Source organism: Shinella sp. G-2, assembly GCF_050172695.1.
Classification (GTDB): domain Bacteria; phylum Pseudomonadota; class Alphaproteobacteria; order Rhizobiales; family Rhizobiaceae; genus Shinella.
In genome coordinates, this window is sequence record NZ_JBBEYH010000005.1 from 86143 (window position 1) to 112237 (window position 26095).

The window sequence follows — 26095 nt, forward strand, 5'->3', positions numbered from 1 at the left end:
ACGAAAAGCCTGTTCTATAGGAAGCGCCGCTGGTCCGGAGTGTAGCGCAGTCTGGTAGCGCACCACGTTCGGGACGTGGGGGTCGAGTGTTCGAATCACTCCACTCCGACCAGCCAAAATCCTCTTCCCGGAGGATCTTTCAGCCGCCCGAAAGGCTGACGTCTCCCACACCCGGAAAGCCTCGTTCCTGATCGCTTCAAGCCTTCCGAAGGCCGTGTCGCTCTGCCCGGATATGCCTAGATCAGCAGCACCAGCGGCGGAATGCCGAGGGCGAGCAGGCTGGCGAGCGTGGCGAGCGCGAAGCGCAGCAGGGTTCTGTCGTAATGCTGTTTCTGTCTTTCTGTCCGTACCGCCATTTTCGAGCCTCCTTGAACTCAATGGCCACACGACGATGAAGCAGGAAGCATGCCACCGGCGGATTGTTCCCCATTTGGGGAGGCCCGCCCTGGCGCTGGACCGTCGAAACGGCAACAGTATACACGTCGTGCGAGAAAAGTGTGCGCCTCAATAGTAAAGGAAGTGCTTAATGAACCCGGGCGTGCAGGCGGTTGCTCCCCTGCCTCCTTGCCGTGTCGGCACAGACGATGCGGCGGGCGTGGCAAACTGTTGCAAATCCGCACGTTCCGCGCGTCTTCGGTTGGGATGGGTGCAAAGTTGGCACAGCGGCGATTCCCCTTTGACGCGTGCTGCGCTATGGCGAATCGAGGCTCAAGGCCCGAGTCGCCGGGAACGGCCGCACGAATTCGAGGAAATCACACCCATGAAGTCCCGCATTGCAATTCTGGCAGGCGTCGCGCTTGCTCTCGCCGGATGCACCACCGCAACCGTCGCCTCCAACCCGCTTCAGGCGCGCTGGAACGGAAAGACCGCCGGCAGCTTCTTCGCGGCCTATGGCCCGCCGATCTCCGACACGGCCAGCTCTGGCGGCACGACGCTCTACAAGTGGCGCGGCGGCTTTGCGAAGGGCAAGTCCTGCACGGTCGAGCTGAGCGTCAACGAGGCCTACAAGATCAACAACATCCGCGCCGTTGCCGACCGCGTCGACCCCAAGGGCGGCCCGACCCATTGCGAGAAGGTTCTCGACGCCGACGGCGAGAAGAAGTGATCGGCGGCTGAGACCGAACGTTCGAAAAGCCGTGCGGAAACGCACGGCTTTTTTCTTGGAGGAGAGAATGGACGAAGACCGCCTCTATCACGATCCGGCGCTCGCCGATTTCTATGACCTCGAGAACGGCTGGGACCGCTCGCCGGACTTTGCCTTCTGCAAGGCGCTGGCGGCGGGGGCGGCAAGCGTGCTGGACCTTGGCTGCGGCACGGGCGCGCTTGCCGTCGCGCTTTCCGGCGGCCGACGGGTCGTCGGGGTCGATCCCGCGCCCGCCATGCTGGAGATCGCCCGGGCGAAACCCGGCGCCGAGGCCGTGGATTTCATCGAGGGGGATGCGCGCACGCTGCGGCTTTCCCGCCGCTTCGAACTCGTCGTGCTGACCGGCCACGCCTTCCAGGTGTTCCTGACCGAAGACGACCGCCGCGCGGTGCTTACCACCATCGCCGCGCATCTTGCCCCCGGCGGCCGTTTCATCTTCGACAGCCGCAACCCGGACTGCCGGGAATGGGAGGAATGGGGGCCGAAGGAATCGCTGCGCGTCGTGGACCATCCCCGCTTCGGCGCAGTCGCGGCCTGGAACGATGTGGCCGAGGACCCGGCGACCGGCATCGTCACCTACGAGACCCACTACGAAATCCGCGCCACGGGCCAGCGGCTCTCCGCCGCCTCCCGCATCGCCTTTCCGCCGAAGGCCGAACTGGAGGCGCTGATCGCCGAGGCCGGGCTGAAGGTGGAGCGCTGGCTCGGCGACTGGGAGGGCAACGACTGGAAGCCAGTCGCCGGAGAGCTCATCCCCCTCGGCACCCTCGCCTGACCTTAATCGTCCTATTTCAGACGGCCGGGATCGTCGCGTGCCCGGAAGGAAGGAAGGCCTGCCGTTTCCGCGGCCGGCCTCCGATATCATCAGGCGTTCGCGCCACGCCGGTCGCCAAGCGGTCGCCGGCATGCGCGCCGCTTAGACGGATCGCATCAGCCCGCCATCGACGCGCAGGTTCTGGCCGGTGATGTAGCCGGCCCCCTCGGAGGCGAGGAAGGCGACGGTGGCGGCGATCTCCTCCATCGTGCCGTAGCGCTTCATCGGCACGCTCTCGCGCCGCTCCTCCGTGCCCGGCAGGCTGTCGATCCAGCCCGGCAGCACATTGTTGATGCGCACATTGTCGGCCGCATAGCTATCGGCGAAGAGCTTCGTATAGGCGGCAAGGCCGGCGCGGAAGACGGCCGAGGTCGGGAACATCGGCGACGGCTCGAAGGCCCAGGCGGTGGAGATGTTGACGATCGAGCCGGATTTCTGCGCCTTCATGATGGGCGCCACCAGCCGCACGGGACGGATGACGTTCATCAGGTAGGTGTCCATGCCCTTGTGCCAGTCCTCGTCGCTGATCGCGGTGATTTCGGCGCGCGGGCCATGGCCGGCGCTGTTGACGAGCACGTCGATGCGGCCCCACGTGGACATGGCAAGATCGACGAGCGCCTTCAGGTCGTCATTCGACTGGTTGGAGCCGGTGACGCCGAGGCCGCCCAGTTCCCTGGCCAGCACCTCGCCCTTGCCGGAGGAGGACAGGATCGCGACCTTGTACCCGTCCGCCGCCAGGCGCTGCGCCGCCGCCGCGCCCATGCCGCTGCCGCCCGCGGTGATGACGGCTACCTTGTTCGTGCTCATGCTCGTCTCCCGTCTGGTCTTTGCTTTCAAATAGAACCGGGCCTTGTGATAGCACCGGCCCTGCAGAAAAATCTCGCACAATCGTCGCGCCCTACCCCTCCGGCCGAAACCGGAAGGGCGATGGCAGAGAAAGCATGTCCAGCCGAAGCAGTATCGCTCCGGCTTTGGATCCTGCGGAAACCGGGCAGCTAGAGCGACGGTGCGAAGGCAAGGTTGACCGGCGCGACCCGATCGACCGGCGCGCCATTCGTCGCCTCGACCTCCCCGCCGACCGGCGCAAGCGCGACGTCGCGCACCCAGAGGCTGCCGGCGCCGCGCAGGTAGAAGCCGAAGCTGATGATCTCTGCGCTTTCGGGGATATCCAGCACGACGCGGCGTTCGCACCAGTCCGTGGTGCCGCTCAGGACGCCGTCGGCCGTCCGGCGCTCCATATTGTCGAAGCGCAGCGTGTCGTTCTGCCGGCCATCGACCCGCATCCACAGCGTGCCGCCACCGGCATCGCGCGTCCTCAGCCTTGCCGAGAGTTGCAGGCGCTGGCCGCGATAGGCCGTCGCCATCATGCTCTGCATCAAGGTGCCGAAGCCATTGCCGATGCCGGCGAAAGCCGGATCGTCGGGCTCGTATTTGCAGCGGATGAGAACCGCGCCATGCGGCCCGCTCTGGTCGATGCCCATCTCGTAGGCCTCGCTGCGCGAGCCGGAGGGCTGCCACCCGGCGGGAAGATCAAGGGTCCTCTGCCGCGCCTCGATCTCAGCCGACAGCGCATTCCAGTCGGCTAGGCCGAACTGGCGGGCGACAAGTTCGAGGCAGAGGCTGTGGGAGACGTCGATCGTCTGTTCGCCAAGGGCCTTGCGAAGGGCCTTGGCCATGATTTTTGCATCGCGATAGGTGCGCATAGTCCGATCCTGAAACGGGGCAAACGTTTATCAGAGCTCGCATTGCTGACAGGTTCACCCGCAGGGGTCAGACCATGGTTTCGAAAAGTGCATTCACCATGCCTTGCGACGCGAGCGGCAGGCTGCACTGGCCCTGTCCGCAAGCTAGCGAGGACGGCGCGATTCTGTCAATCGGCAAGGATGGGCGAAAGCCGGACCGGGATTGCGGCCCGACGGCCCCGCCCCAGTCCGGTGGCATTACGAGACGCACGCGAAACCTTTTTCCGCGTGCGGCTCTTCACCGGCAAGCTCCTGAGGGCGCGCCGACCGATGCGGCCTCAGCCGCGCCGGGCCGCCTCGATGGCGGCGATGTCGATCTTCTTCATGCCCATCATCGCCTCGAAGGCGCGCTTTGCCTCCGCGCCACCGGCGGCCATCGCATCCGTCAGCGCGCGCGGCGTGATCTGCCAGGAGATGCCCCATTTGTCCTTGCACCAGCCGCAGACGCTTTCCTGGCCGCCATTGCCGACGATGGCGTTCCAGTAGCGGTCCGTCTCTTCCTGATCGTCCGTGGCGATCTGGAACGAGAAGGCCTCGCTGTGCTTGAACGTCGTGCCGCCGTTAAGGCCGATGCAGGCAACGCCCGCGACGGTGAATTCCACCGTCAGCACGTCGCCGGCCTTGCCGGAGGGGAAGTCGCCGGGCGCGCGGTGAACCGCGCCCACGGCGCTGTCGGGAAATGTCGCAGCATAAAACCGGGCCGCGGCCTCGGCATCCTTTTCATACCAGAGGCAGATGGTGTTCCTGGGCGTCGTCATTGGATCGTCCTTTCCTTCCGGCCGCAGATGCGCGGCGGCTACTGGTTGATCTCGGGCGTGACGAGCTTTGTCAGCTTGTCCAGCGAATCCTGCCAGCCGAGATAGCAGGCCTCGGCGGGGATGATATCAGGCACGCCCTGCTGCTCGATATTCACCTCCGTGCCGACCGACACGGCCTTCAGGCTGACAATCACCTTCATCTCGCCCGGCAGGTTCGGATCGTCGAAACTGTCGGTGTAGACGAGGCGCTCGCCCGGGACGAGTTCCAGATAGGTGCCGCCGAAACCATGGCTGCCGCCGGTCGTGAAATTGCGGAACGACATCCTGTGACGGCCGCCGACCTTGGCATCCAGCTCATGCACGGTGCAGAGGAAGCCATAGGGCGGAAGCCAGCTTGCCACCGCATCCGCTTCAAGGAACGCGCGATAGACCTTTTCGGGCTTGGTCGCGATGACGCGGTGCAGACGGATCGTGCTGGGCATGATGCTCTCCTGTGGTTCGTTTTTGCGAAGGGTGCACGCCTCCCAATCGCGGCACCGCACGGGCAGCCAATCGCCGCTCGATGTTATGAAGACGAACGAGGTAGAGAAGGTCCGACATGACATCGGGAAAAGTTTGACGTTGGCGCTTCTTCAACGTCCGACAGTTTTCCGGGTACTGTAAGAACACGCTAATGTCGGCCGGCACAGAACGTTTCCGGCTCAGATTGATAAGTCCCCCAAGGCACTCGATACGCGACGCAACTACTCAAATAGCCTCGCGTCCTGGAAACACTTTCCATGGCATTGAATGAACTTGAAACACCTGCCCTACGATTTAAGTATTCACCAGAGTTAAGCATCGAATTATCAATTTGGGGGCGATGACCGCCGATCCGGTTTCGCAAGTCGAGCAGGGAAGAGCTGCTATGGAGTGAGGCCAACCTCCATGACCGTTCAACTTTGCTGAACGCCCTTTGCCCGTAGCCAGATTCTTCGAGCCGCTGTCGAATCTACATCAACCTGCCCACTGCTTGATGTATTGGCGGCAAGCAAATTCCATGGCAAGACGGCATTCACAACTTTATGGAGAACCTACATGGCCACGCCTGGCGCGGAACTAAAGTCGATCCTGCAGAGGCATCCTGCAGCTCCATTCTTGTTCGTAGGATCAGGGTTCTCGCGTCGTTACTTGGGCTTGGGCGACTGGGCAGGATTACTGCAGCAATTCTGCGAACCAATTAAAGACTTTGGCTACTACAGCTCAAAGGCGGACGGTGATCTCCCTGCGGCCGCGTCTCACATGGCACACGACTATAACGAATGGTGGTGGTCGGCACCAGAAATGTCACGTAGTCGAAAACAGTTCTCTAGGATGATCAAGGGGAGCGCCGACGCGCTGAAAGTGGAGATTGCAAACTATCTTAGCCAATATTCGTTGGAGGATGCACGAAAGTCGAAGTTCGGAAGCGAGATCGCTGCACTGTCCAAAATAGCCGTTGATGGGATCATCACTACGAATTGGGACTCTTTCCTCGAGGAGCTCTTCCCAGACTACAAAGTCTTCGTAGGGCAAGAGGAATTGCTGTTCTCCAATCCTCAATCAATTGGGGAAATCTACAAAATACACGGTTCAGCAAGTGATCCGCAAAGTTTGGTATTGACTGCGGAGGACTACGCTGAATTCAACGATAGAAATCCATATCTGGCGGCCAAACTTGTGACGATCTTCGTCGAACACCCAATCTTATTTTTTGGCTACTCGATCACCGATCCCCACATCCGGGCACTAATCTCATCGATCGCCAAATGTCTGCCTCAACACAAGATTGATGCGTTCCAGCAAAACCTCATCTTCATCCAACGCACAAAAGGTGATGAACAGCCCATCATAGAGAAGACAACAATTCAATCTGGCGAATTTAGTGTAACGATGATGGTGGCGAAGTTTGCAGATTTCGGAGAGGTGTACGCGGCGCTATCAGAGTCCAAAAGGAAAATGCCGGCGAGGGTCCTGCGCTTCTTTAAGGAGCAACTATACGAACTCGTGCATGCACCAGTCGATAGCGAGCGAAAGATTGCAGTCGTGAATTACGACGAGATCGGTTCTGCGGAAGCAGTTGAATTCATAGTTGGTGTCGGCGTTGCCCAGCGTCAGCAAGATTTTGGGGACAAGGTCGACAAAGCGGTTAAGAGCGCGTTGGCAAAAAAAGGATATGAAGGAGTTTCCCCCGACGAGGTATTCATCGATTGTCTCGAAGAAGTATCAAAGTTCGATGCTTCGGATCTTCTTGGCTCCGCTTTTCCAGCCTACGGGAGATCAAACCGAACATTTATTCCTGTTTTCAAGTATCTGCACGCTGCGGGCATTCAGTCCGAGGACCAACTTGTTGCCTCAAACTATGAAGGCGCTAAGAAGGTGGTCGATAAGCTGAGAAAAGCGGACTACACGTTGCCTTCATACGCAAAGAGATACAAGACGTCATTCGTTGGCTTGTCGACCAAGTCTATTATAGAAAAGGCTTCTGATCCTATCGAGGCTTTGCTGATGCTTCCATTCCAGCCTATTACGGAGATGGACGCTTTAGAATTGCGCCAATTCCTACGCGGTAATTCGGGCAACTTCGAACTCGACCCCTACCGGACGGCTTATCGCAAGGCCATCTGCTTGCTCGATCGTTTACTCTACGGTTTTTGACTATAAACTTCGGATTTTAGTTAAAAACCACCATGCTGTCTGATTAGGCAAAGGCTGATTTCGGGAAATTCAAGCCGGCAGAATGATCGACATTTTGGCGCAAGCATCTGTGATGTTTTAATCCTAAAGACCGGACTGGCCAATCTGTTTTATGGTTCGCGTCGCTTCACGTGGATTCGAGCATCTAATCCACCGCCCCCCTTGACGAGCAGCCTTCTCACCCGAATAGCGTCGAGCCCAAAACATGCTAAGCACTGACCAGCCCACAACAGGAGTACACCCATGAGCGAACCGTCCGTAGAAGAAGCGACCAATCGAATTTATGAATCGCTCCAGGCCGATAACGCCGACATCGATGTGCATATCGCGGCGCTCAAGGCCGCGATGAAGCAGGCGGGGTTGAAAGAGGCGGTGTTCGATCCGGCGCGGCTGGCGCACAACAATCGTTCCGGCAGGAAGCTCATGCAGGCCTATTTCCGCCAGCGTGGCGTGACGGTGACGTTCTCGGCGTGAAGCCTTCCCGGCCCTGGAACCAGGGCCGCGGTGCCGCCCACGGATTCCGAACGAGCGCGAAGGCGCTGGAAAGCCGTGATTCTTCTTTGAAAATGGGAGCGCTGGCTGGGGCGCCAGGATTCGAACCTGGGAATGCCGGTACCAAAAACCGGTGCCTTACCGCTTGGCGACGCCCCAACACGGCGGGAGCCTGATAGCAAAGCGGGAGGGCGTGGACAATGCTTAAGTTCCGCTTTGCCGCGATTATTCTCCGTCATGCCCGCCGTTTTCCCGCCGGGCGGGCGGGCTTCGCGCTTGGCAGGCGCGGCGGGCGGGGCTAGGGTCCGGCCCAACCTGCCTTTTTTCAAGGAGCCGCCATGCCCCAGTTTCGCGCCCGTCCGCCGGCCGTGCCCACCGTTCTCCTCGACGATGCCGTGGTGCGCGTCACGCGCTGGGACTTCGAGCCGGGGGCCGATACGGGCCATCATGTGCACGGGCTCGGCTATGTCGTGGTGCCGATGACGGATTGCGAATTCCTCATCGAGGAGGAGACGGGCGACCGGCGGGTGTCCACCAAGGCGGGCGCCGTCTACCGGCGCGAGGCCGGCGTTGCGCACAATGTCGTCAATGGCGGCGATGCGCCGATGAGCTTCATCGAGATCGAGTACAAGTGACCGCATCCGTGAGCGACGAGAAGGACGACAGCCCGCATTTCAACCTCGAGTTCCGCCCCGCCCACGGCGAGGCCGTGCCGGTGGCCGCGCGCGTGCAACGCGTCACGGTCAACAATCCCGGCCCCTTCACCTTCCACGGCACCAACAGCTATATCGTCGGCGACCGCTCGGTGGCGGTGATCGATCCCGGGCCGGAGGACGAGGCGCATTTCCGCGCGCTGATGGCCGCGCTCGCGGGCCGTGAGGTCACGCATATCGCCGTCAGCCACACCCATCGCGATCACTCGCCGCTCGCCCGCCGGCTGAAGGCGGAGACGGGCGCGATCATCGTCGCCGAAGGCCCGCACCGGGCCGCGCGGCCGCTCCATGCCGGCGAGCAGAACCCTTTTGCCGAAAGCTCGGATACGGATTTCGTGCCCGATATCGCGCTTGGCCATGGCGAGACGCTGGCCGGCGACGGCTGGGCGCTGACGGCGCTGCTGACCCCCGGCCACACCGCCAACCATGCGGCCTTCGCGCTCGACGGGCCTGAGGGCATCGTCTTTTCCGCCGACCATGTCATGGCCTGGGCGACGACCATCGTCGCCCCGCCCGATGGCGCGATGGCGGATTACATGGCCTCGCTGGAGCGGCTGCTGGAGCGGGACGACCGCCTCTATTTCCCCGGCCATGGCGGGCCGGTGGTCGAGCCAGCCTCGTTCCTGCGCGGATTGCGCACCCACCGGCGCATGCGCGAGCGGGCGGTGCGCGAGCGCGTGCGCGCCGGGGACCGGCTGATCGCCGACATGGTGAAGGTGATCTACCGCGAGACCGATCCACGCCTGCATGGCGCGGCGGCGCTGTCCGTGCTGGCGCATCTGGAAGATCTTGTCGGACGCGGCGAGGTCGTCACCGAGGGACCGCCTTCGCTGAAGGGGCTCTATTTCCCCGCGCCGGGATTTTAGAGCATGTCAGGTTCAGATTGAACCAGACATGCTCTAAATGCTTTTGTTTTCGTTTGTCTTTTCGGGAAAACCGGTTCCCACTTTTCCCTGACAAACGCTAGTCCCCGGCAATGCCGAGCAGTTCCGCGTCCAGCGCCTTGAGATAGCCTTCGACCAGCTCGGCGCCGATGCCGAGATCGTGCGGCCCGTAGCGGGAGGCGGCACGCATGTCGACCAGCGTCGTCTCCGCCTCCTCGCGCAGGCGGATGACCACGTCGAAGCGGAAGCCGAAGACCGGCGAGCGCCATTCGCCCTGCAGGATCACGTCGCCCGGGCCGCCGATATGCGGCAGGATGGGCGTTTCCAGCGGCCTTGCCTCGGGGATCGGCACTTCGCCGAGCGGCTCGGCGCTGCCGGCCGCCTTGCCGGGATCGACCACCAGGTCCTCGAGATCGGCAAGGATATTGTCGAGGCCGTCCTCGGCGGTGATCGCAATGCCATAGGCGGCCGCCACCTTACGCACGCCCTGATAGACGCGGTCGAGCGCGCCCTCGTAGCGCCGGCCGGATAGCGCGGGATAGGCGGCAAGCTGCACCTCGCGGTCGCGCGGCGTCACCACGCCGGCGCGCTGCAGCCAGTCCTGCTCGGCGGAGGGCTGCGAAAGCCAGGGCGGCGCGGAAAGCGTATCCGTCGTCACATCGTAGAGCGCCGGCTTGTAGAAATAGGAATAGGCGGCGGCGGCGGCGACGCCGAGCGGCAGCAGCGCCAGCAGCAGCGCGATGAAAGAGGCCTTGCCGCCCCGCGCGCCGACATGCCAGAGCCGCACGAGGCCGACGGAAGCCAGCAGTACGGCAAGCGCGGAAAGCGCGGCGGCAAAACCGGCGAGCACCAGGAAATGCGGCGTCGTCAGCGGCCCGAAGCGGTGCGACAGCACCACGGCGACGAAGAGCAGGCAGGAAAACAGCGCGAGACGCCGCGCCCAATGGGCCGCGTGAGAAACAGGCCTCTCGTACTGGATCGTGATCGCCATGGCCTCACCGGATGCGCACGGCACCGCTGCCGCGCCCCATCCCTAGCGCAGGGCGGGGAACTTTTCCACCGGGATCGGTCTTGTGAGAGCGAACGCCCCCAACAGCGCAAAAAACCCAGGCGCGCAAAAATACTTGCGTGCCGTAAATTTGCCACGCTCGTTAACGAGCCTTCATAAACGGGGGTAGAACAAGGAGAAGACGATGTTGCCGACGCAGACGGCCGCCGACACACCTGTCGCCACCACGGCTGGCGAACCCGCCCTCCCCCTGGAGCTTCTCGAACTCGAACTGTCGCTCGACGGCTTTTCCGGCGACGTGGAGAATTTTGCCGAGGCGGTGCGCCAGGCCGCAACGCAGCTCGGCGGCGATTTCCTGTTCGACCTGCCGGCCTCCGGCCTTGCCGAGGATTGCCTGCGCATCGCAGCTTTGCGCGTGCCGAAGGGCGAAGACAACGCGCTGGAGGTAGTCTTCGCGCTGCTCGATGCCGAGGGATCCACCATCCGCGTGGAAAACCCCGATGAGACGACGCAGGACCTGAAGCGCTTCGCGGAGGCCTTCGTCGGCGTGCTGGAACGCATCTGAGGCCTTGCCGAGGCAGGGCGCCCGGCCTATTTGCAGGGCAGACACCCGTTCGCCCGGAGCCTTCCCGATGTTTGCAAGACTAGCCGTCCTCGCCGCCACCGCCCTTTTGCTCGCCGGCTGCCAGAGCGCGGCCGAGATGCGCGCGGCGGATGAAAACCGCTGCGTTTCCTATGGCTTCCGCCCCGCCACCGATGCCTTTGCCGAATGCCTGCAGCGCATCGATCTCGACCGCCGGGCGCAGCTTCGCCAGGCGAGCAGCGAGGCGCTGTTCATGCCGTCGCCCGTCATCGTGGTGCGCGAGCGGCGGCACTGGCACTGAGGCCGTTCAGGCGTCGCCCTTCGCTCAGGCCTTGCCGCTGAAGGCCGCCTGCGCCGCCGCAAGGCGCGCGATCGGCACGCGGAAGGGCGAGCAGGACACGTAGTCCAGCCCCGCCTCCTCGCAGAAGTGGATCGAGGCCGGGTCGCCGCCATGTTCGCCGCAGATGCCGAGCTTCAGGTCGTTGCGCGTGCGCCGGCCGCGCTCGGCGGCGATGCGGATGAGTTCCCCCACGCCGTCGAAATCGAGCTGGACGAACGGATCCTGCTCGACGATGCCCTTCTGGATATAGGTCGACAGGAACGCCGAGGCGTCGTCGCGCGAGATGCCGAAGGTGGTCTGCGTCAGGTCGTTGGTGCCGAAGGAGAAGAATTCGGCCGATTCGGCGATGACATGGGCGCGCAGCGCGGCGCGCGGCAGCTCGATCATCGTGCCGGTGAGATAGTCGATGGCGACGCCGCTTTCGGCGATGACCGCCTTGGCCACCGCCTCGATGCGCGCCTTCACATAATCCAGCTCCGCCTTGAGGCCGACGAGCGGCACCATGATCTCGGGCTCGACGGCGGCGCCGGTCTTCCTGGCGGCTTCCACGGCCGCCTCGAAGATGGCGCGCGCCTGCATTTCGGCGATCTCCGGATAGGAGATGGCGAGGCGGCAGCCGCGATGGCCGAGCATGGGGTTGAACTCGTGCAGCGTATCGACCCGGCGGCGCAGCACCGTCTCGTCGATGGAAAGCGCGGCCGCGACCTCGGCGATCTCCTCGTCCGTCTTCGGCAGGAATTCATGCAGCGGCGGATCGAGCAGGCGGATCGTCACCGGCAGGCCGTGCATGATCTCGAAAAGCTCGACGAAGTCGGAGCGCTGCATGGGCAGCAGCTTGGCGAGCGCCGCCTTCCGGCCGGCCTCGTCTTCCGCCAGGATCATCTCGCGCATCACATTGATGCGGCTGCCCTCGAAGAACATGTGCTCGGTGCGGCAGAGGCCGATGCCTTCCGCGCCGAAGGAGCGCGCGGCGCGCGCATCCGCCGGCGTCTCGGCATTGGTGCGCACCTTCATGCGGCGCGTGCGGTCCGCCCATTCCATGATGCGGCCGAAATCGCCCGACAGTTCGGGCTGGAGCATGGGGATTTCACCCTTCAGCACCTGGCCGGAGGAGCCGTCGATGGTGATGACGTCGCCCTTGCGCAGCGTCACGCCATGGGCGACCAGCAATTCGTTGCGCAGGTCGACGCGCAGCGTGCCCGCGCCAGAAACGCAGGGCGTGCCCATGCCGCGCGCGACGACCGCCGCGTGGCTCGTCATGCCGCCGCGCGTCGTCAGGATGCCTTCGGCGGCGTGCATGCCGTGAATGTCTTCCGGGCTCGTCTCGATGCGCACGAGAATGACCTTGCGGCCCTCCTCCTCCGCCTTCACAGCCTCTTCCGAGGTGAAGACGATCTCGCCCGTCGCGGCGCCCGGCGAGGCCGGCAGGCCGGAGCCGATGACGTCGCGCCGCGCGCGCGGGTCGATGGTGGGGTGCAGCAGCTGGTCGAGCGAGGCGGGATCGATGCGCGCGACGGCCTCGCCCTCGCTGATCAGGCCTTCCGTCGCCATGTCGACGGCAATCTTCAGCGCGGCCTTGGCGGTGCGCTTGCCCGAGCGCGTCTGCAGCATCCAGAGCGTGCCGCGCTCGATGGTGAATTCGAGGTCCTGCATGTCGCGGTAGTGCTGCTCCAGCCGGTCGCAGATGCCGCGGAATTCGGCGAAGGCCTCCGGCATCAGCTTTTCCAGCGACGGCCGGTCGGAGCCCGAACCGATGCGCGCCTCCTCGGTGATGTTCTGCGGCGTGCGGATGCCGGCGACAACGTCCTCGCCCTGCGCATTGACGAGGAACTCGCCGTAAAGCTTGTTCTCGCCCGTCGAGGGGTTGCGCGTGAAGGCGACGCCCGTGGCCGAGGAATTGCCGAGATTGCCGAAGACCATGGCCTGGACGTTGACGGCGGTGCCCCAGACGGCGGGAATGTTGTGCAGCGTGCGGTAGGTGACGGCGCGAGCGTTCATCCAGCTTGCGAAGACGGCGCCGATGGCGCCCCAGAGCTGGACTTCCGGATCCTGCGGGAATTCCTCGCCAAGCTCTTCCTGGATGACTTCCTTGTAGCGGGCGATGACGTGCTGCCACTCGACCGCCGATAGTTCGGTGTCCTGCTCGTGGCCGAGCCGGCCCTTCTCGTCTTCCAGGATCTCCTCGAAGACCTCATGGTCGAGGCCCATGACGACGTCGCCATACATCTGGATGAAGCGGCGGTAGCTGTCCCAGGCAAAGCGCGCATCGCCGGCATCGTGGCCCAGCGCCTCGACCGTGCGGTCGTTGAGGCCGAGGTTCAGCACCGTGTCCATCATGCCGGGCATGGAGGCGCGCGCGCCGGAGCGCACGGAAAGCAGCAGCGGCTTGCTCATGTCGCCGAAGATGCGGCCGGTAATGGCCTCCATCTGGCGCAGGCCCGCGCGGACCTCGTCCTTCAGGCCGGCCGGAAGCACCCGGCCGTTCTCGTAATAGTGGTTGCAGGCGGAGGTGACGATGGTGATGCCGGGCGGCACCGGCAGGCCGAGATTGCACATTTCGGCAAGGTTCGCGCCCTTGCCGCCGAGCAGATTGCGATCGCCCGCGCTGCCTTCGGCACGGCCTCCCCCGAAGGTGTAAACCCACTTCTCCATCGACGCCTCCCCAAACGTATCCGGGCAATCTACAGGAACTGCATCCCTTTGAAAACGCGGCACGACAGGTTTTTTGCTGCACTGCGTCAATTTTGCGACGGCGATGCAATATTACGACAAGACGATAAAGCCGCGCTCCCTTGCGGAAACACGGCCTCGTGCCTTGCCGCAGCGTCGCGGCTCAATTTTCCTGGATGGACAGGCCCTGCTGGTCCAGCCGGATCTCGACGCCGTCAGGCTTCTTTTCCTGCTGATAGGCGTAATAGGAAAACCCTGCCACCACGACGATGAGGGCGCCGATGATCATGTAAAGTGCGTTTCTGTTCACGTTTGGTCCCCGATTGCATTGGCTGCCTGCAGGAACTGGCAGGCGGCCCATAATGCACCAGGGTCAGTTTTGTTCCTTCGCGCCGTCGTCCAGCATGTCCTGCAGCTTGTTGCGGAGGCTGTCATATTGCGGCTTGCCGACGGTGTCCTTCAGGCCATGGCTCGTCGCGTGGAAGCCGAGCGCCCGATAGGCCTCGAACTGCTCCTCGGAAAAGAACTGGTCGCCAGTCGATTCATGCGGGAAACGCGGATAGCGTTTCTCGTAGTCGAGCACATAGGTGCTTTCGTCGCCCGTCATGGACGCCTTGATGTAGAGGAGCACGCCCTCCTTCGCCGGCTTGAGCAGTCTTCGGTTATCGTCATAGAGCGCGGGATAGGAGATCTTGCCGATCACCGCATGGGCATGGGCCGGGGCCTTGTAGGAAAGCACGTCGGCCTTCTTCAATTCCGCCTGCCGCTTCAGCACGGCCTCGCGGATGGTGGCGACCGGCACCTCCATGCGGATGCCGAGATCGATGCGGGCGAAGCGCTCGACATCGACGAAGGAGGCGAAGGTCATGGCGGGGTCGGCCTCGGCGTCCGAAACGACGATCACGTCGCAGCGCCGCTTGAGAAGCTGGTAGAGCCCGAGATTGTCGATATGCCCGCCGTCGGAGACGTAGACCTTCGGCGATTTCTCGTCGAGCAGCTTGAACATCTCGAAGAAGAGATAGGGAAGCCGCCAGTCTCCCGCCGAGACCTTGCGCTGGTCGCCGCCGACCACGAGGCGGTTCGGATTGCGCAGCCAGTAGGCAAGACGAATGTTGAGCAAGGCGAGCGTCGGCGCGATGAGGGCGATGCCCGCCCGGCCCATGGCGGAGGAGACGGCCGCGCCGGAGATCGCGACGGCGGTCGCAAGATCGAGCGACGGTTCCGCCTTCTGATAGTCCTCCGTCGACACATATTGCGTGACCTCGGAGCCGACATGGCGCGGCGTGAAGGTGAAGAAGTCCGCGTCGCGCGCCCGCTTGTTATGCTCGGAATGCTGGATGTTGACGGCGGCGTTGATGATGAGCTGCGGGCGCAGCGGCTGCTCGACGCCGTCCTTCGTCACCGTCGCGAGATCCGTAAGGCGGTAGCTCTTCTCGCCGTTTCCAAGGTTGAAGGCGAAGTTCAGCCGGTCGCGATAGAGGCGATGGAGCGAATTGGCGTTTTCCGTGAAGAGGCTGCCCACCAGGAACAGCACCATGAAGAGCGCGAGATAGTCCGTGGCGATCCGGTAGATGCCGAGGTCTGCGGCACCGGTGTGGAGCGCGAGCCATCCGGCAAGATGCACGGCAAGGATCAGCAGGAAGACGGAGGCCGCGACGGCCGAACGGCTGTCCTCCTGCCGCCAGCCACCGCCCTTCCACCAGGCTCCGTTGAGCAGCGTCTCGCCGACAGGCCCGACCTTCGCCGACCAATGGGCGATGGCCAGCATGACCCAGAGCGGCGGCAGCAGGAACCAGACGGCGCCGAGGCAATCCTGTACGGCGACGAAGACGGCGGGAATATCGCAGCTGTTCCTCGCGAGGGCGAGCACGGTCACCCAGAGATAGAGCACATAGATCAGGAGCGGCAGCGCGGCGGCGAGCAGCACGAGCGCAAGGCCGCTGACGAGCTTGTCGAAGCGGGCGCGCCACGGACCGTTCTTGTCGGCCGCCTGGATATAGCCGACGAGCTTGCGCCAGAAGAAGGCGAGCATGACATTGCCGGTGACGAGCGTGAACACCGAGGTCTGGAACGAGAACCATCCCTTGAAGATGCCGCCGCCTTCACGCCAGGCCACCAGCCGGTCGACGATGGGCACCTGCACCTCGCACAGGAAGACCGCAAGGATCACCAGCAGGAAAATCCCCGTCCGCCTCGCCCCTTTTGATCCCGGGTCCGATTGATCGCTTTCGCTGCGCGCGGCCGACCGCACCAGCGCCCACCCGATGAGCCAGAGCAGAAGCACGATGGCGAGCAGCTTCGTCAGCACCAGCGAGGGTCCAAGATCGAGCATGCCCTTGAACCGCGCCTGATCGAGGAGGGCATTGATCCAGGACACCTGAAGCGACGCCTTGGTGGGGTTGAAGAACAGCGTGACGGCGGCGGCAAGGAAGATCGCGGCGGCCACCATGACGGCATTGACCGCAAGCCCCCGCAGGATGATGCCGAGCGAGACGATAAGATCGAACTTGCCTGTCGGCATCAGGTAGCGGCTCTTGTCGCGCAGCGCGCGCACATCGCCATTGTCGCCGATCTCGTTCGCCCCCATGCCGAGGCGGTCCGTGCTGTCGTCCATGCCGAAGGGGAAGTCGCCGTTTCCGCGCTTGATGCCCGCGACCAGCGCCGCGCCGGTATAGCCGCCGCCCGATACGGTCGACAGAAAATCGATCCTGTCGAACACCTTGCGCACCTTCAGGGCCTGCAGCACGCCAAGGCTGAAGGCCGCCGAGCGGATGCCGCCGCCCGAAAGCGCAAGGCCCGTCTCGATCGGTTCGGCCTTTCGCCGGATCGCCATCGTCTCCAGCGCGGAGGCCCCGGCAACCTCCCGGCGCTCCTCCAGGAAGACAGCGTTGAAATTCTGCGGCTGAACCTTCCGGCCGGTCTCCCGGGGCGTGTTCGAAGCCCCTGCCCCCTGGTCTTCGTTCTGTGGATCGGCACCAGCAACGACATCGTCCGCCATGACACTCTCCCCAAAGTCGCCGATCGAAACGTCCCGAAAAAGGTATGCCAGCAGCTCAAAATTACAAGTTGTATTTTGAGTTTCCAGTCGCCAAGGACGTCAGGAACGACACGACGGGGCCGTCGTCCCTAGACGGCTTCGCGCAGCTGCTCGGCCGTCTGAAGGTCCACCGACACCAGCTGCGAAACGCCCTGTTCGGCCATGGTGACGCCGAAGAGGCGGTTCATGCGCGCCATGGTGATGGGGTTGTGGGTGATGATGACGAAGCGGGTCTCGGTGGAGGCCGCCATTTCGTCCATCAGGTTGCAGTAGCGTTCGACATTGTGGTCGTCGAGCGGCGCGTCCACCTCGTCCAGCACGCAGATCGGCGCGGGATTGGTGAGGAAGACGGCGAAGATCAGCGCCATGGCGGTCAACGCCTGCTCGCCGCCGGACAGCAGCGTCATGGTCTGCGGCTTCTTGCCGGGCGGGCGGGCGAGGATTTCGAGGCCCGCATCGAGCGGGTCGTCGCTCTCGATCAGTTGCAGTTCCGCCGTGCCGCCGCCGAAGAGGTGGGTGAAGAGGCGCTGGAACTGCACGTTGACGACGTCGAAGGCGGCCAGCAGCCGCTCGCGGCCCTCGCGGTTGAGGCTCTGGATGGCCGAGCGCAGCTTGCGGATCGCCTCGATGATATCCTCGCGCTCGGCGACGATGGCGTCGAGTTTATCCGTCAGCTCCTTCTGCTCTTCCTCGGCGCGCAGGTTCACCGCGCCGAGCCGTTCGCGCTCGACGCGCAGGCGGTCGAGGTCCCGTTCGCGCTCGCGCGGATCGGGCAGCGGCGCATCGGCCGGGTGGCCGGTGAGGCGCAGGGCCTCGTGCGGGGCGCAGGACAGCGCCTCGCGGATGCGCGTCTCGCCCTCGATGCGGCGCTCGCGGGCGGAGACGAGGCGTTCCTCGGCGCGCCCGCGCGTCTCGCGGGATTCGGCAAGCTGCGACAGGGCCGTGGCGGCGAGGCGATCGGCCTCGCGCTGGCAGTTGTCCGCGTCCTGCAGGGCATCGGCGGCCTCGCGGCGGGCGGCTTCCGCATTGGTAAGGCCGGTCAGGAGCTCGCGGCGCTTTTCCTCGATCTCGTCGGGGGCCTCGGCAAGCTCCTCCATTTCCTCGCGCGCTTCGCCCTCACGCTCGCGCAGCGTCGCGATGTGGGTCTCGGCGCTGGCGGCGCGGGTCCTCCAGGTCTCGCGCTCGGCGGCAATGGCCATCAGCCGGCGGCGGCGGTCGGCCATTTCGCGGGCAAGGCCGTCATGGGCGGCGCGAGCCTCGGCAAGCGTCGCCCGGTCGGTCGCGACATCCATGGTGTGGGTGCGCAGGCGCAGCTCAAGTTCGGCAAGGTCAGGCGCGTCTTCCAGCGCGGCGCGGGCATCTTCCAGCGAGACGGCCGCCTCCTCCACCTGCACCTCGATCTGCGCGCGCGTTTCCGACAGCACGGCGCGGCGGCGGATGAGATCGCCGGACGCGCGCTCGGCCGCCTCCAGCGCCTCGCGGGCCTCGGCCAGCGTGCGGGTGGCGGTGCGCTGCGCCTCGCGGGCGGCCTGCTGGCGCTGGCTTTCGGCGCGGATGGTTTCGGCGGCGCGGGCCAGATCAGCTTCTGCGGCAGACAGTTTGGCGCGGGCGTCTTCCGCCTCGGTTTCGAGTTCGGACAGGCGGTTCTTCTGTTCGAGGCGAAGGGCAGCGGCGCTCGGCGCATCCGCGCCGGTGACATGACCGTCCCAGCGGAAGACCGCGCCCTCGCGGGTGACGAGCCGCTGGCCGGGCCTCAACCGCGGCAACAGGGCCAGCGCTTCGCCGACATCGCCAGCAATGCCGATCTGGGCAAGACGGCGATGCAGGACCTCCGGCGCACGAACATGGGCGATAAGCGCGGGAACGCCATCCGGCAGGGCGGGATCGGCGGATGCGTCGCCGGCCTGCCGCCAGTGAACGGGCGCGTCGCTGTCGGCCGGAGAATCGAGATCGTGGCCGAGGGCTGCGCCAAGCGCGGTCTCATAGCCGCGGTCGACATGCACATCCTCGACGACAGGCGCGAAGGAGCCCCCGGCGGCGCCGGCCTCCAGCATGCGGCGGATGGTGCGGGCTTCCGTCTCGATGCCGGCAAGGTGGGCGCGAGCCGTGTCGACGGGGCCGCGCAGGGTCGTTTCGGCAAAGCGGGCCTCTTCCAGCGCGTCTTCCACGGCAACAAGCATGTCGCCGGCCGCTTCCAGCGCCTCCTCCGCCGCCTGCACGGCGGCGCGGCGTTCTTCCGGATCGGGCAGCGCTGCGATGCGCGCGTCCATTTCGTCCAGTTCGCGCGCCTGCGCGTCGAGCTGCTGGCCGAGCCGGAGATGGCGTTCGGCAAGGTCGCGGATCGCCTTTTCGAGCTGGTTGCGCACGGCCTGCGCCTCGGCGCGCTCGGCGGTGACGCCGGCAAGGGCGGCTTCGCTTTCGGCAAGTTTCGCGGCGGCCGCGTCCATCGTCTCGCGGGCGGCTTCGGCACGCTCGTCGGCCTCGGCGAGGATGTCGCCGATCTCCTCCTCCTCGCCCGTCAGGCGTTCCAGCACGGCGGCATTGTCGGCCACCATGCGCTCCTCGCGCACGATATCCTCGGCAAGCTGGGCGAGACGGCGGGAAAGCTCGTCGCGGCGGCGCAGCAGCCGGGCGGAATCTTCCTCGAGCTGCGCACGGGCGATCTGCAGGCGCTGCAGCACGGCGGCAAGCTTGGCCTCGTTCTCACGCAGTTCCGGCAGTTTCAGGCTGGCGACGGCCTGGTCCTTGGCGGCCTGCATCTGGGCGTTCGCCCGCTCGGCGACGAGCGAGGTCGCCTGGTTGAGCTGGCTCTCCGCCTCACCTTCCTGCTCCTTGGCCTGAACCCAGCGGATATGCAGCAGCATCGCCTCGTGGCGGCGGATATCGGCCGACAGCGCCTTGAAGCGGTTCGCCTGGCGCGACTGGCGCTTCAGGCTCTCGATCTGGCTTTCGAGCTGCGAGGTGACGTCATCGAGCCGTTCGAGGTTGGTCTCGGCGGCGCGCAGGCGCAGCTCCGCCTCGTGGCGGCGGGAATGCAGGCCCGAAATGCCGGCCGCCTCTTCGAGAAGCTGGCGGCGGGCCTGCGGCTTTGCCTGGATGAGTTCGCCGATGCGGCCCTGCCCCACCATGGAGGGCGAGCGGGCGCCGGTGGAAGCGTCGGCGAAGAGAAGCTGCACGTCCTTGGCGCGCGCCTCCTTGCCGTTGATGCGGTAGACCGAGCCGTTCTCGCGCTCGATGCGGCGCGTCACCTGGATCTCGTCCTCGCCGTTGAAGGCGGCGGGCGCGGTGCGGTCGGAATTGTCGAGATAGAGGCCGACCTCGGCGGTGTTGCGCGCCGGGCGGTTGCCCGAGCCGGAGAAGATGACGTCGTCCATGCCGGACGCGCGCATGTTCTTGTAGGAGTTTTCCCCCATCACCCAGCGCAGCGCCTCGACGAGGTTCGACTTGCCGCAGCCGTTCGGTCCGACGACGCCGGTCAGGCCCCGCTCGATGACGAATTCGGTGGGCTCGACGAAGGACTTGAAGCCGAGGAGGCGGAGCTTGGTGAACCTCATGCCGCGCGCGCAGGGCGAATGGGACCGCCCTCCTCTCGCCCGCCGGCCCTCTTCCCCTGAGGGGAAGAGATCGCATGGCGGGCGGTCAGCGCCGCTGCGCAATAAAAAGCGGGCGCACGGCTTCCGCCGTCGCCCGCCGAAAATCCGGTCGAAGGATCAGAGCATGCTGTCGATGAGGGCCGACATGGTGTCAACCGACATGTCTCCCGAATAGCGCTTGCCGTTGATGAGGAAGGTCGGCGTTGCGGCAACGCCGAATTCCTTGGCGCCGCGTTCGCGGACCGCGTTCACATCATCCAGAAGCTTCTGGTTCGTCAAGCAGGCCTGGAAGCTCTCCTGTGTAAAACCGGCGAGCTTGGACATTTGCATCAGGGCTTCGCGGCCGTCCTGCGCGGCGGCCCAGACTTCCTGCTGCTTCATCAGCATGGAGATCATCGGGAAATACTGCGCAGCTTCGGTGAGCTTCGTCGTGTCCTGCGGGTTGCAGCGCGCCAGCATGAAGGCGGCGGCAGCGCGCGGGTCGAACGGGAATTCGCGCACGATGAAGCGAACCTTGCCGCTGTCGACATACTTCGTCTTGATGGCGTCGAAGGTGTTGTTGTGGAAGGCCGCGCAGTGCGGGCAGGTCGTCGACATGTATTCGACGATGGTGACGGGGGCGTTCGCCTCACCGAGCGCCATGTCCGGCAGCGCGCCGGGCTTCAGGACTTCGGCCATATCCACGTCGCCCTCGGCGGCAGGAACTTCTGCCGCCGGCTTCTGGGCGGTTTCGGTTGCCGGCGTGGTGGTCGTGGTCGTCGTCGTGGCGGTCTCGGTGGTCGTCGCCGTCGAGGTCGCCGGCGTCGAGCTTGCGCCTTCGGTCGTCGTCTGGCTGGTTTCGGGAGCCTTGGCGGTCTCCTCCTTCTTCTCGTCGGAGCAGGCGGCCAGCGTCACGGCGAGCGCCGCAACGGCCGCGCCGGTCAGGAGGCGCTTCATCAGGCTCATTTCGGAAAGGGACATGGTCTCTCCTGTGGGAAGGGATAGGAATTCAAATCTCTGGCGCAATGGCGGGCGGGAACGACTTACATCTTTCCGCAATTGCTCTCGGCATCCCCGTTATACCTGCTTTGGGGCGGGAACAAGCGGTGTGAAGGCAAGTAACTTCAAAGAATTGTGACCGTTCGATGTTCCGGGCATTCCCACGCGAAGCGGCTTCGCGCCGGCGCCGGACCACGCGGAAAACAGGAGACAGGAAAGCAATTCCGGTGGGCGGCGTTCACCGCGCTTGCGCTAGCGGCGCTTTCCGAGCACGGCCGTGCCGAGCCGCTTCAGCGCCGCCTTCAGCGCGTCGCCCTCGATGCCCTCGACGAGATGATCGAGATGGCGCGCGGCCTCGCCCGTCAGCGGGCGGGGCTTGGGCCGGCGGCGCGGCTGGACGGCCACCGGCTTCTGCACGATCCGCACCTCGTTGATGGCGGGAAAGCCGAAGAAGCCGTTGATGCGCTGGATGATCTCGCCCTGCTGGTGGCTGAGGAAGAGCGCGCGGGCGCCCTCGCAGGCGATGGTCAGCACGCCCGGCTGGTGACCGCCGCCCTCGCCCGCCATTTCGGAGGCGCGGCGCGGCCAGGAAATACGCTCGGGCCGCGTGCATTCGGCAAACTGCACCCCGGCGATCTCGTCCCAGGAGCCGAGCAGCATCGTGTTGATGCCCGCGCGCTTGGCCAGGACGGGATCGATGAGGCCGTTGGCCACTTCGCTGATCTGGACGATGCCGCGTCTTGACGCCTTGTTGTTCACGATTTACCCCTTACGGGAAAATATTCCTGCTTCACCCGCGAAGCACCTTGAAGATCGCGGATCACTCCGCCAGTTATAGAGCAATTCCAGCAAAAATGTGCAGCCGTTTTGCGCCCGCAACAGCGCCGCCGAAGAAGGTCCCGTCAGGCAGATCATGACCCAAGCCCACCGGACCCTGTCGCCCGCCGACCTGCTGCTTGCCTGGTACGACCGGCACCATCGCGACCTGCCCTGGCGGGTGAGCCCGCCCATGGCGGCGCGCGGGCAAACGCCCGATCCCTACCGCATCTGGCTGTCCGAGGTGATGCTGCAACAGACGACGGTGCAGGCCGTGAAGGCCTATTTCGCGCTCTTCACCGCCCGCTGGCCGACCGTCACGGATCTTGCGAAAGCGGACAACGAGGACGTGATGAAGTCCTGGGCGGGCCTCGGCTACTATGCCCGCGCCCGCAACCTCAAGAAATGCGCCGAAGCCGTCGCGTTCGAGCATGGCGGCGTGTTTCCCGATACGGAGGAAGGCCTGAAGGCCCTGCCCGGCATCGGCGACTATACCGCCGCCGCCATTGCCGCCATCGCCTTCAACCGCCGCAGCGCGGTGCTGGACGGCAATGTCGAGCGCGTCATCTCGCGCCTTCATGCCATCGAGACGCCCCTTCCCGCGGCCAAGCCCGAAATGCGCGCGCTCGTCGCGGCGATGACGCCCATGGACCGGCCGGGCGACTTCGCCCAGGCGATGATGGATCTCGGCGCGACGATCTGCACGCCGCGCCGGCCGGCCTGCGCGCTCTGTCCCTTCAATGCGGATTGCCGCGTGCTCGGCCGCGCCGACCCGGAATCCTATCCGCGCAAGGCCGCGAAGAAGGAAAAGCCGGTGCGGCTCGGCGCCGCCTTCGTCGCGGAAGACGAGACCGGCGCCATCTTCCTGCGCAAGCGGGGCGAAAGCGGCCTTCTCGGCGGCATGACGGAGGTGCCGGGCAGCGCCTGGACCGCCCGCATCGACGGCGAGACGAGCCCCGCCGCCGCGCCCTTTGCGGCCGACTGGCAGGCAAGCGGCACCGTCACCCATGTCTTCACCCATTTCGAGTTGCGCCTCACCGTCTACCGTTCCAAGGTGACGGGCTCGGCCGTTCCGGGCGACGGCTGGTGGCAGCCGAAGGCGACGCTCGACGGCGAGGCGCTGCCGACCGTCATGAAGAAGGCAATAAAACAGGCCATACCCGACGCATTTCAACCGGCGAGGAAAGCATGAGCAGCATCGACATCCGACACATCGTCTTCGACATCGGCAAGGTGCTGATCCACTACGATCCGCATATCCCCTTCTCGCGGCTCATCCCCGACGATGCCGAGCGCAACTGGTTCTTCGCCAATGTCTGCACCCACGACTGGAACCTGGAGCAGGATCGCGGCCGCAAGTGGGAAGACGCCGAGGCGCTGCTGATCGAGGCACATCCCGACCGCATCGAACATATCCGCGCCTTCCGCAAATACTGGCACGAGATGGTCTCGCATGCCTATGTCGAGAGCGTCGCGATCATGGAAGCGCTGATCCAGGAAGGGCGCGACGTGACCATGCTGACCAATTTCGCGGCCGATACGTTCAAGGAAGCGCGCAAGCTCTTCCCCTTCCTCGACATGCCGCGCGGCGTGACGGTGTCGGGCGAAGTCGGCCTCATCAAGCCGGACCTTGCGATCTATGAAATGCACACCCGCGATTTCGGCCTGTCGCCGGCCCATACGCTGTTCATCGACGATTCGGCCGCCAATGTGGACGGGGCGCGGCAGGCCGGCTGGAACGCCGTGCTGTTCACCGATCCGGAAAAGCTGAAGAGCGACCTTGCGGCCCATGGCATCCCGCTCTGACCCCATGGGTTTCGACCCGGCCGAGGCGGTGCGCGACTACCACGCCGCCATCGCCGCGCTGGACTTCGACGCCATCGCGGGCTTCTTCGCCGAGGAGGCCGTCTATCGTTCGGCCGGCACCGGCGGCTCCATCGAGGGACGCGCGGCGATCCTCGCCGCCTTCCGCCGCTACTTCGCGGAATTTCCCGACCAGCGGGCGGAGGATTCGCTCGTCGAGCGGGTCTCGCCCCACGCCGCCCGTTCGCTCTGGAGCCTCGTTGCGACCAGCCGGCATACCGGCGCGGTCTCCCGCCGCGCGGGCGAGGAGACCGTGACCTTCGATGCGGCGGGCCGCATCGTGCTCGTGGAGGTCCGGGACCTGGAAACCGAAACGCCCGGAGCCTTGTGAGCTCCGGGCGTTTTCGCATTTCCGGGACTGAAGGTACAAAAACCGGAAAAGCGACATCCGGCCTGCAGGGCCGGTTGATCGGCCGTAGCTTTCCGCAACGATTTCCATTGCTTGGCCCGATATACTTGCACCATGAGACTAAGCGCCTGATGGTTAAGATCACCTGAATCCCTTCAGGGAAATTTGCGCGCGCCCGCCTCCCCGAAAAGCCACAGCCCCCGGTGCAGGGAACACCGGAGGCCGCAGCTGGAGAAACGGTATGAAGCGGGTTGGCAGGCCTATTCGAGGCCGGCCATTTCCGAGCGGATGACGGCGCGCAGGGCATCGATCGGCTTCAGCTCGGCGCCATCGGCATAGTGCCAGAAGGTCCAGCCGTTGCAGGCATCCAGCCCCTGCACCTTCGCACCGAGGCGATGGATGGAGCCGGCATCGTTGCCCGAGGCGAGCGTGCCGTCGGCCCGCACGATGGCGCTGTGGCGGCGGCGCGCGTCGGTCAGCACCGTGCCGGGCGCGATGAGGCCGCTTTCGATCAGCGTGTTGAAGGCGACGCGCGGTTCGGCCTTCTTGCCGCTCATGACGGAAAGGGTGCCGCTGCCGAGCGGTTCGACCGCATCGATGCGTTCGCGGGCGGCGTCGATATAGGCCTGCTCGCGCTCGATGCCGACGAAGTGGCGGCCGAGACGCTTGGCCACCGCGCCGGTCGTGCCGGAGCCGAAGAACGGATCGAGCACCACGTCGCCGGGCTTGGAAGAGGCCATCAGGATGCGGGCGAGCAGGGCTTCCGGCTTCTGCGTCGGATGTACCTTCTTGCCGTCCGCGTCCTTCAGCCGCTCGCCGCCGTTGCAGATCGGGAACAGCCAGTCCGAGCGCATCTGCACATCGTCATTGGCCGCCTTCATGGCGTCGTAGTTGAAGGTGTAGCCCTTGGCCTTGGGGTCGCGGGTCGCCCAGATCATCGTCTCGTGCGCGTTCTGGAAGCGGCGGCCCTTGAAGTTCGGCATCGGGTTGGCCTTGCGCCAGACGATGTCGTTGAGGATCCAGAAATTGAGATCCTGCAGCGTCGCGCCGACGCGAAAGATATTGTGGTAGGAGCCGATGACCCAGATGGTGCCGGAGGGCTTCAGCACGCGGCGGCAGGCGAGCAGCCAGGCGCGGGTGAAGGCGTCGTAGGCCTCGAAGGAGGCGAACTGGTCCCATTCGTCGTCGCAGGCGTCGACAAGGCTCTGGTCGGGGCGGTGCAGCGCGCCGCCGAGCTGCAGATTGTACGGCGGGTCGGCGAAGATGACGTCGACGGACTGGTCCGGCAGCGCGTCGAGCGCGGCGACGCAGTCACCCTTGATGATGGTGTCGAGCCAGCCGCTCTTGCGGGGCGAGCGGGAGACGTCTGCAAGCGAAAGAACAGATGGCATTTGATACTCGCTGATACGCTTACTCGGAACGGAACGTGATGGTGCTTATGGTTACCGAAGATGGTTACCAAAGGCTGAAGGCTTTGGAGAAAAAGCAAAAACCGTCCCGTTGCCGCACGCCGAGAATAGATGCCGCCCCCCGCCCGTTCCCTTGGAAACGCGCCGTTCACGACCGGTCGAGGCGGCCCTGACGAGGAGGAAGAC

The 26095-nt window shown here is 64.8% G+C and carries 23 protein-coding genes and 2 tRNA genes; 12 read left to right on the forward strand and 13 right to left on the reverse strand.

Going from position 1 to position 26095, the window contains the following annotated elements; translation table 11 throughout:
* Positions 1–35: 35 nt before the first annotated feature.
* The 3 genes from V8U06_RS11185 (at position 36) to V8U06_RS11195 (ending at position 1919) form a co-directional block, all read left to right on the forward strand.
* Positions 36–112 (forward strand) — tRNA-Pro (locus V8U06_RS11185).
* 648 nt (positions 113–760) lie between these two features.
* Complete coding sequence (locus V8U06_RS11190) at positions 761–1105, forward strand: hypothetical protein (RefSeq protein WP_226920036.1); 345 nt, start codon at positions 761–763, stop codon at positions 1103–1105.
* A 67-nt stretch (positions 1106–1172) separates the two neighbouring features.
* On the forward strand, positions 1173–1919 hold the full coding sequence (locus V8U06_RS11195) for a class I SAM-dependent methyltransferase (RefSeq protein ID WP_427140688.1): 747 nt from the start codon (positions 1173–1175) through the stop codon (positions 1917–1919).
* Positions 1920–2060: 141 nt separating this feature from the next.
* Here V8U06_RS11195 and V8U06_RS11200 read toward each other — a convergent pair whose 3' ends face one another.
* From V8U06_RS11200 to V8U06_RS11215, 4 genes are all read right to left on the reverse strand, one after another.
* Entirely contained in the window at positions 2061–2765 is a 705-nt protein-coding gene (locus V8U06_RS11200; RefSeq protein ID WP_427140689.1) for an SDR family oxidoreductase, read from the reverse strand.
* Positions 2766–2953: 188 nt separating this feature from the next.
* The gene (locus V8U06_RS11205) at positions 2954–3661 is read right to left on the reverse strand and encodes a glyoxalase superfamily protein (protein WP_427140690.1); all 708 of its coding nucleotides are present in this window, start codon (positions 3659–3661) and stop codon (positions 2954–2956) included.
* A 317-nt stretch (positions 3662–3978) separates the two neighbouring features.
* On the reverse strand, positions 3979–4458 hold the full coding sequence (locus V8U06_RS11210) for a VOC family protein (RefSeq protein ID WP_427140691.1): 480 nt from the start codon (positions 4456–4458) through the stop codon (positions 3979–3981).
* A gap of 38 nt (positions 4459–4496) precedes the next feature.
* The gene (locus V8U06_RS11215; RefSeq protein WP_427140692.1) at positions 4497–4940 is read right to left on the reverse strand and encodes an SRPBCC family protein; all 444 of its coding nucleotides are present in this window, start codon (positions 4938–4940) and stop codon (positions 4497–4499) included.
* A gap of 595 nt (positions 4941–5535) precedes the next feature.
* Here V8U06_RS11215 and V8U06_RS11220 point away from each other — a divergent pair.
* Positions 5536–7134, forward strand: a complete 1599-nt coding sequence (locus V8U06_RS11220; RefSeq protein ID WP_427140693.1) for an SIR2 family protein — start codon at positions 5536–5538, stop codon at positions 7132–7134.
* 282 nt (positions 7135–7416) lie between these two features.
* Positions 7417–7647: a hypothetical protein gene (locus tag V8U06_RS11225; RefSeq protein ID WP_427140694.1), complete on the forward strand. Its 231-nt coding sequence runs from the start codon at positions 7417–7419 to the stop codon at positions 7645–7647.
* 102 nt (positions 7648–7749) lie between these two features.
* On the opposite strand, the gene V8U06_RS11230 is transcribed toward V8U06_RS11225, so the two are convergent.
* Positions 7750–7824, reverse strand: a tRNA-Gln gene (locus tag V8U06_RS11230).
* Positions 7825–8003: 179 nt separating this feature from the next.
* Between V8U06_RS11230 and V8U06_RS11235 the strand changes: the two genes are divergently transcribed.
* On the forward strand, positions 8004–8300 hold the full coding sequence (locus V8U06_RS11235; RefSeq protein ID WP_427140695.1) for a cupin domain-containing protein: 297 nt from the start codon (positions 8004–8006) through the stop codon (positions 8298–8300).
* Complete coding sequence (locus tag V8U06_RS11240) at positions 8297–9244, forward strand: MBL fold metallo-hydrolase (RefSeq protein WP_427140696.1); 948 nt, start codon at positions 8297–8299, stop codon at positions 9242–9244. The genes V8U06_RS11235 and V8U06_RS11240 overlap by 4 nt, the downstream gene beginning before the upstream one ends.
* Positions 9245–9341: 97 nt before the next feature.
* Here the strand turns inward: V8U06_RS11240 and V8U06_RS11245 are convergent, their stop codons facing one another.
* A complete protein-coding gene (locus tag V8U06_RS11245; RefSeq protein ID WP_427140848.1) occupies positions 9342–10247 on the reverse strand; it encodes a DUF1499 domain-containing protein in 906 nt (301 codons plus the stop codon).
* 208 nt (positions 10248–10455) lie between these two features.
* On the opposite strand from V8U06_RS11245, the gene V8U06_RS11250 reads away from it, so the two are divergent.
* Together V8U06_RS11250 and V8U06_RS11255 are read left to right on the forward strand one after the other, a co-directional pair.
* A complete protein-coding gene (locus tag V8U06_RS11250) occupies positions 10456–10836 on the forward strand; it encodes a hypothetical protein (RefSeq protein WP_427140697.1) in 381 nt (126 codons plus the stop codon).
* Between the two features lie 67 nt (positions 10837–10903).
* Positions 10904–11155: a hypothetical protein gene (locus V8U06_RS11255; protein ID WP_226920055.1), complete on the forward strand. Its 252-nt coding sequence runs from the start codon at positions 10904–10906 to the stop codon at positions 11153–11155.
* Positions 11156–11179: 24 nt separating this feature from the next.
* On the opposite strand, the gene ppdK is transcribed toward V8U06_RS11255, so the two are convergent.
* The 6 genes from ppdK to V8U06_RS11285 form a co-directional block, all read right to left on the reverse strand.
* Entirely contained in the window at positions 11180–13846 is a 2667-nt protein-coding gene (gene ppdK, locus V8U06_RS11260; protein WP_226920056.1) for a pyruvate, phosphate dikinase, read from the reverse strand.
* A 181-nt stretch (positions 13847–14027) separates the two neighbouring features.
* The gene (locus tag V8U06_RS11265; protein WP_427140698.1) at positions 14028–14174 is read right to left on the reverse strand and encodes a hypothetical protein; all 147 of its coding nucleotides are present in this window, start codon (positions 14172–14174) and stop codon (positions 14028–14030) included.
* A 63-nt stretch (positions 14175–14237) separates the two neighbouring features.
* Positions 14238–16862 carry a patatin-like phospholipase family protein gene (locus V8U06_RS11270; RefSeq protein WP_427140699.1) on the reverse strand — a complete coding sequence of 875 codons (2625 nt, stop codon included), beginning with the start codon at positions 16860–16862 and terminating at the stop codon, positions 14238–14240.
* A 128-nt stretch (positions 16863–16990) separates the two neighbouring features.
* Positions 16991–20455, reverse strand: coding sequence for a chromosome segregation SMC family protein (locus V8U06_RS11275; protein WP_427140700.1), 3465 nt, complete (start codon positions 20453–20455; stop codon positions 16991–16993).
* 156 nt (positions 20456–20611) lie between these two features.
* Complete coding sequence (locus V8U06_RS11280; RefSeq protein ID WP_427140701.1) at positions 20612–21454, reverse strand: DsbA family protein; 843 nt, start codon at positions 21452–21454, stop codon at positions 20612–20614.
* A gap of 270 nt (positions 21455–21724) precedes the next feature.
* Entirely contained in the window at positions 21725–22231 is a 507-nt protein-coding gene (locus tag V8U06_RS11285; RefSeq protein WP_427140702.1) for a DUF721 domain-containing protein, read from the reverse strand.
* A 154-nt stretch (positions 22232–22385) separates the two neighbouring features.
* Here V8U06_RS11285 and mutY point away from each other — a divergent pair, with 154 nt between their 5' ends.
* The 3 genes from mutY to V8U06_RS11300 are packed head-to-tail and all read left to right on the forward strand — an operon-like array spanning position 22386 to position 24482.
* Complete coding sequence (gene mutY / locus V8U06_RS11290) at positions 22386–23480, forward strand: A/G-specific adenine glycosylase (protein ID WP_427140703.1); 1095 nt, start codon at positions 22386–22388, stop codon at positions 23478–23480.
* Positions 23477–24094, forward strand: a complete 618-nt coding sequence (locus V8U06_RS11295; protein WP_427140704.1) for an HAD family hydrolase — start codon at positions 23477–23479, stop codon at positions 24092–24094. The genes mutY and V8U06_RS11295 overlap by 4 nt, the downstream gene beginning before the upstream one ends.
* 4 nt (positions 24095–24098) lie before the next feature.
* Entirely contained in the window at positions 24099–24482 is a 384-nt protein-coding gene (locus V8U06_RS11300; protein ID WP_427140849.1) for a nuclear transport factor 2 family protein, read from the forward strand.
* Between the two features lie 278 nt (positions 24483–24760).
* Here the strand turns inward: V8U06_RS11300 and V8U06_RS11305 are convergent, their stop codons facing one another.
* Positions 24761–25891: a site-specific DNA-methyltransferase gene (locus tag V8U06_RS11305; protein ID WP_427140705.1), complete on the reverse strand. Its 1131-nt coding sequence runs from the start codon at positions 25889–25891 to the stop codon at positions 24761–24763.
* Between the last annotated feature and the right edge of the window lie 204 nt (positions 25892–26095).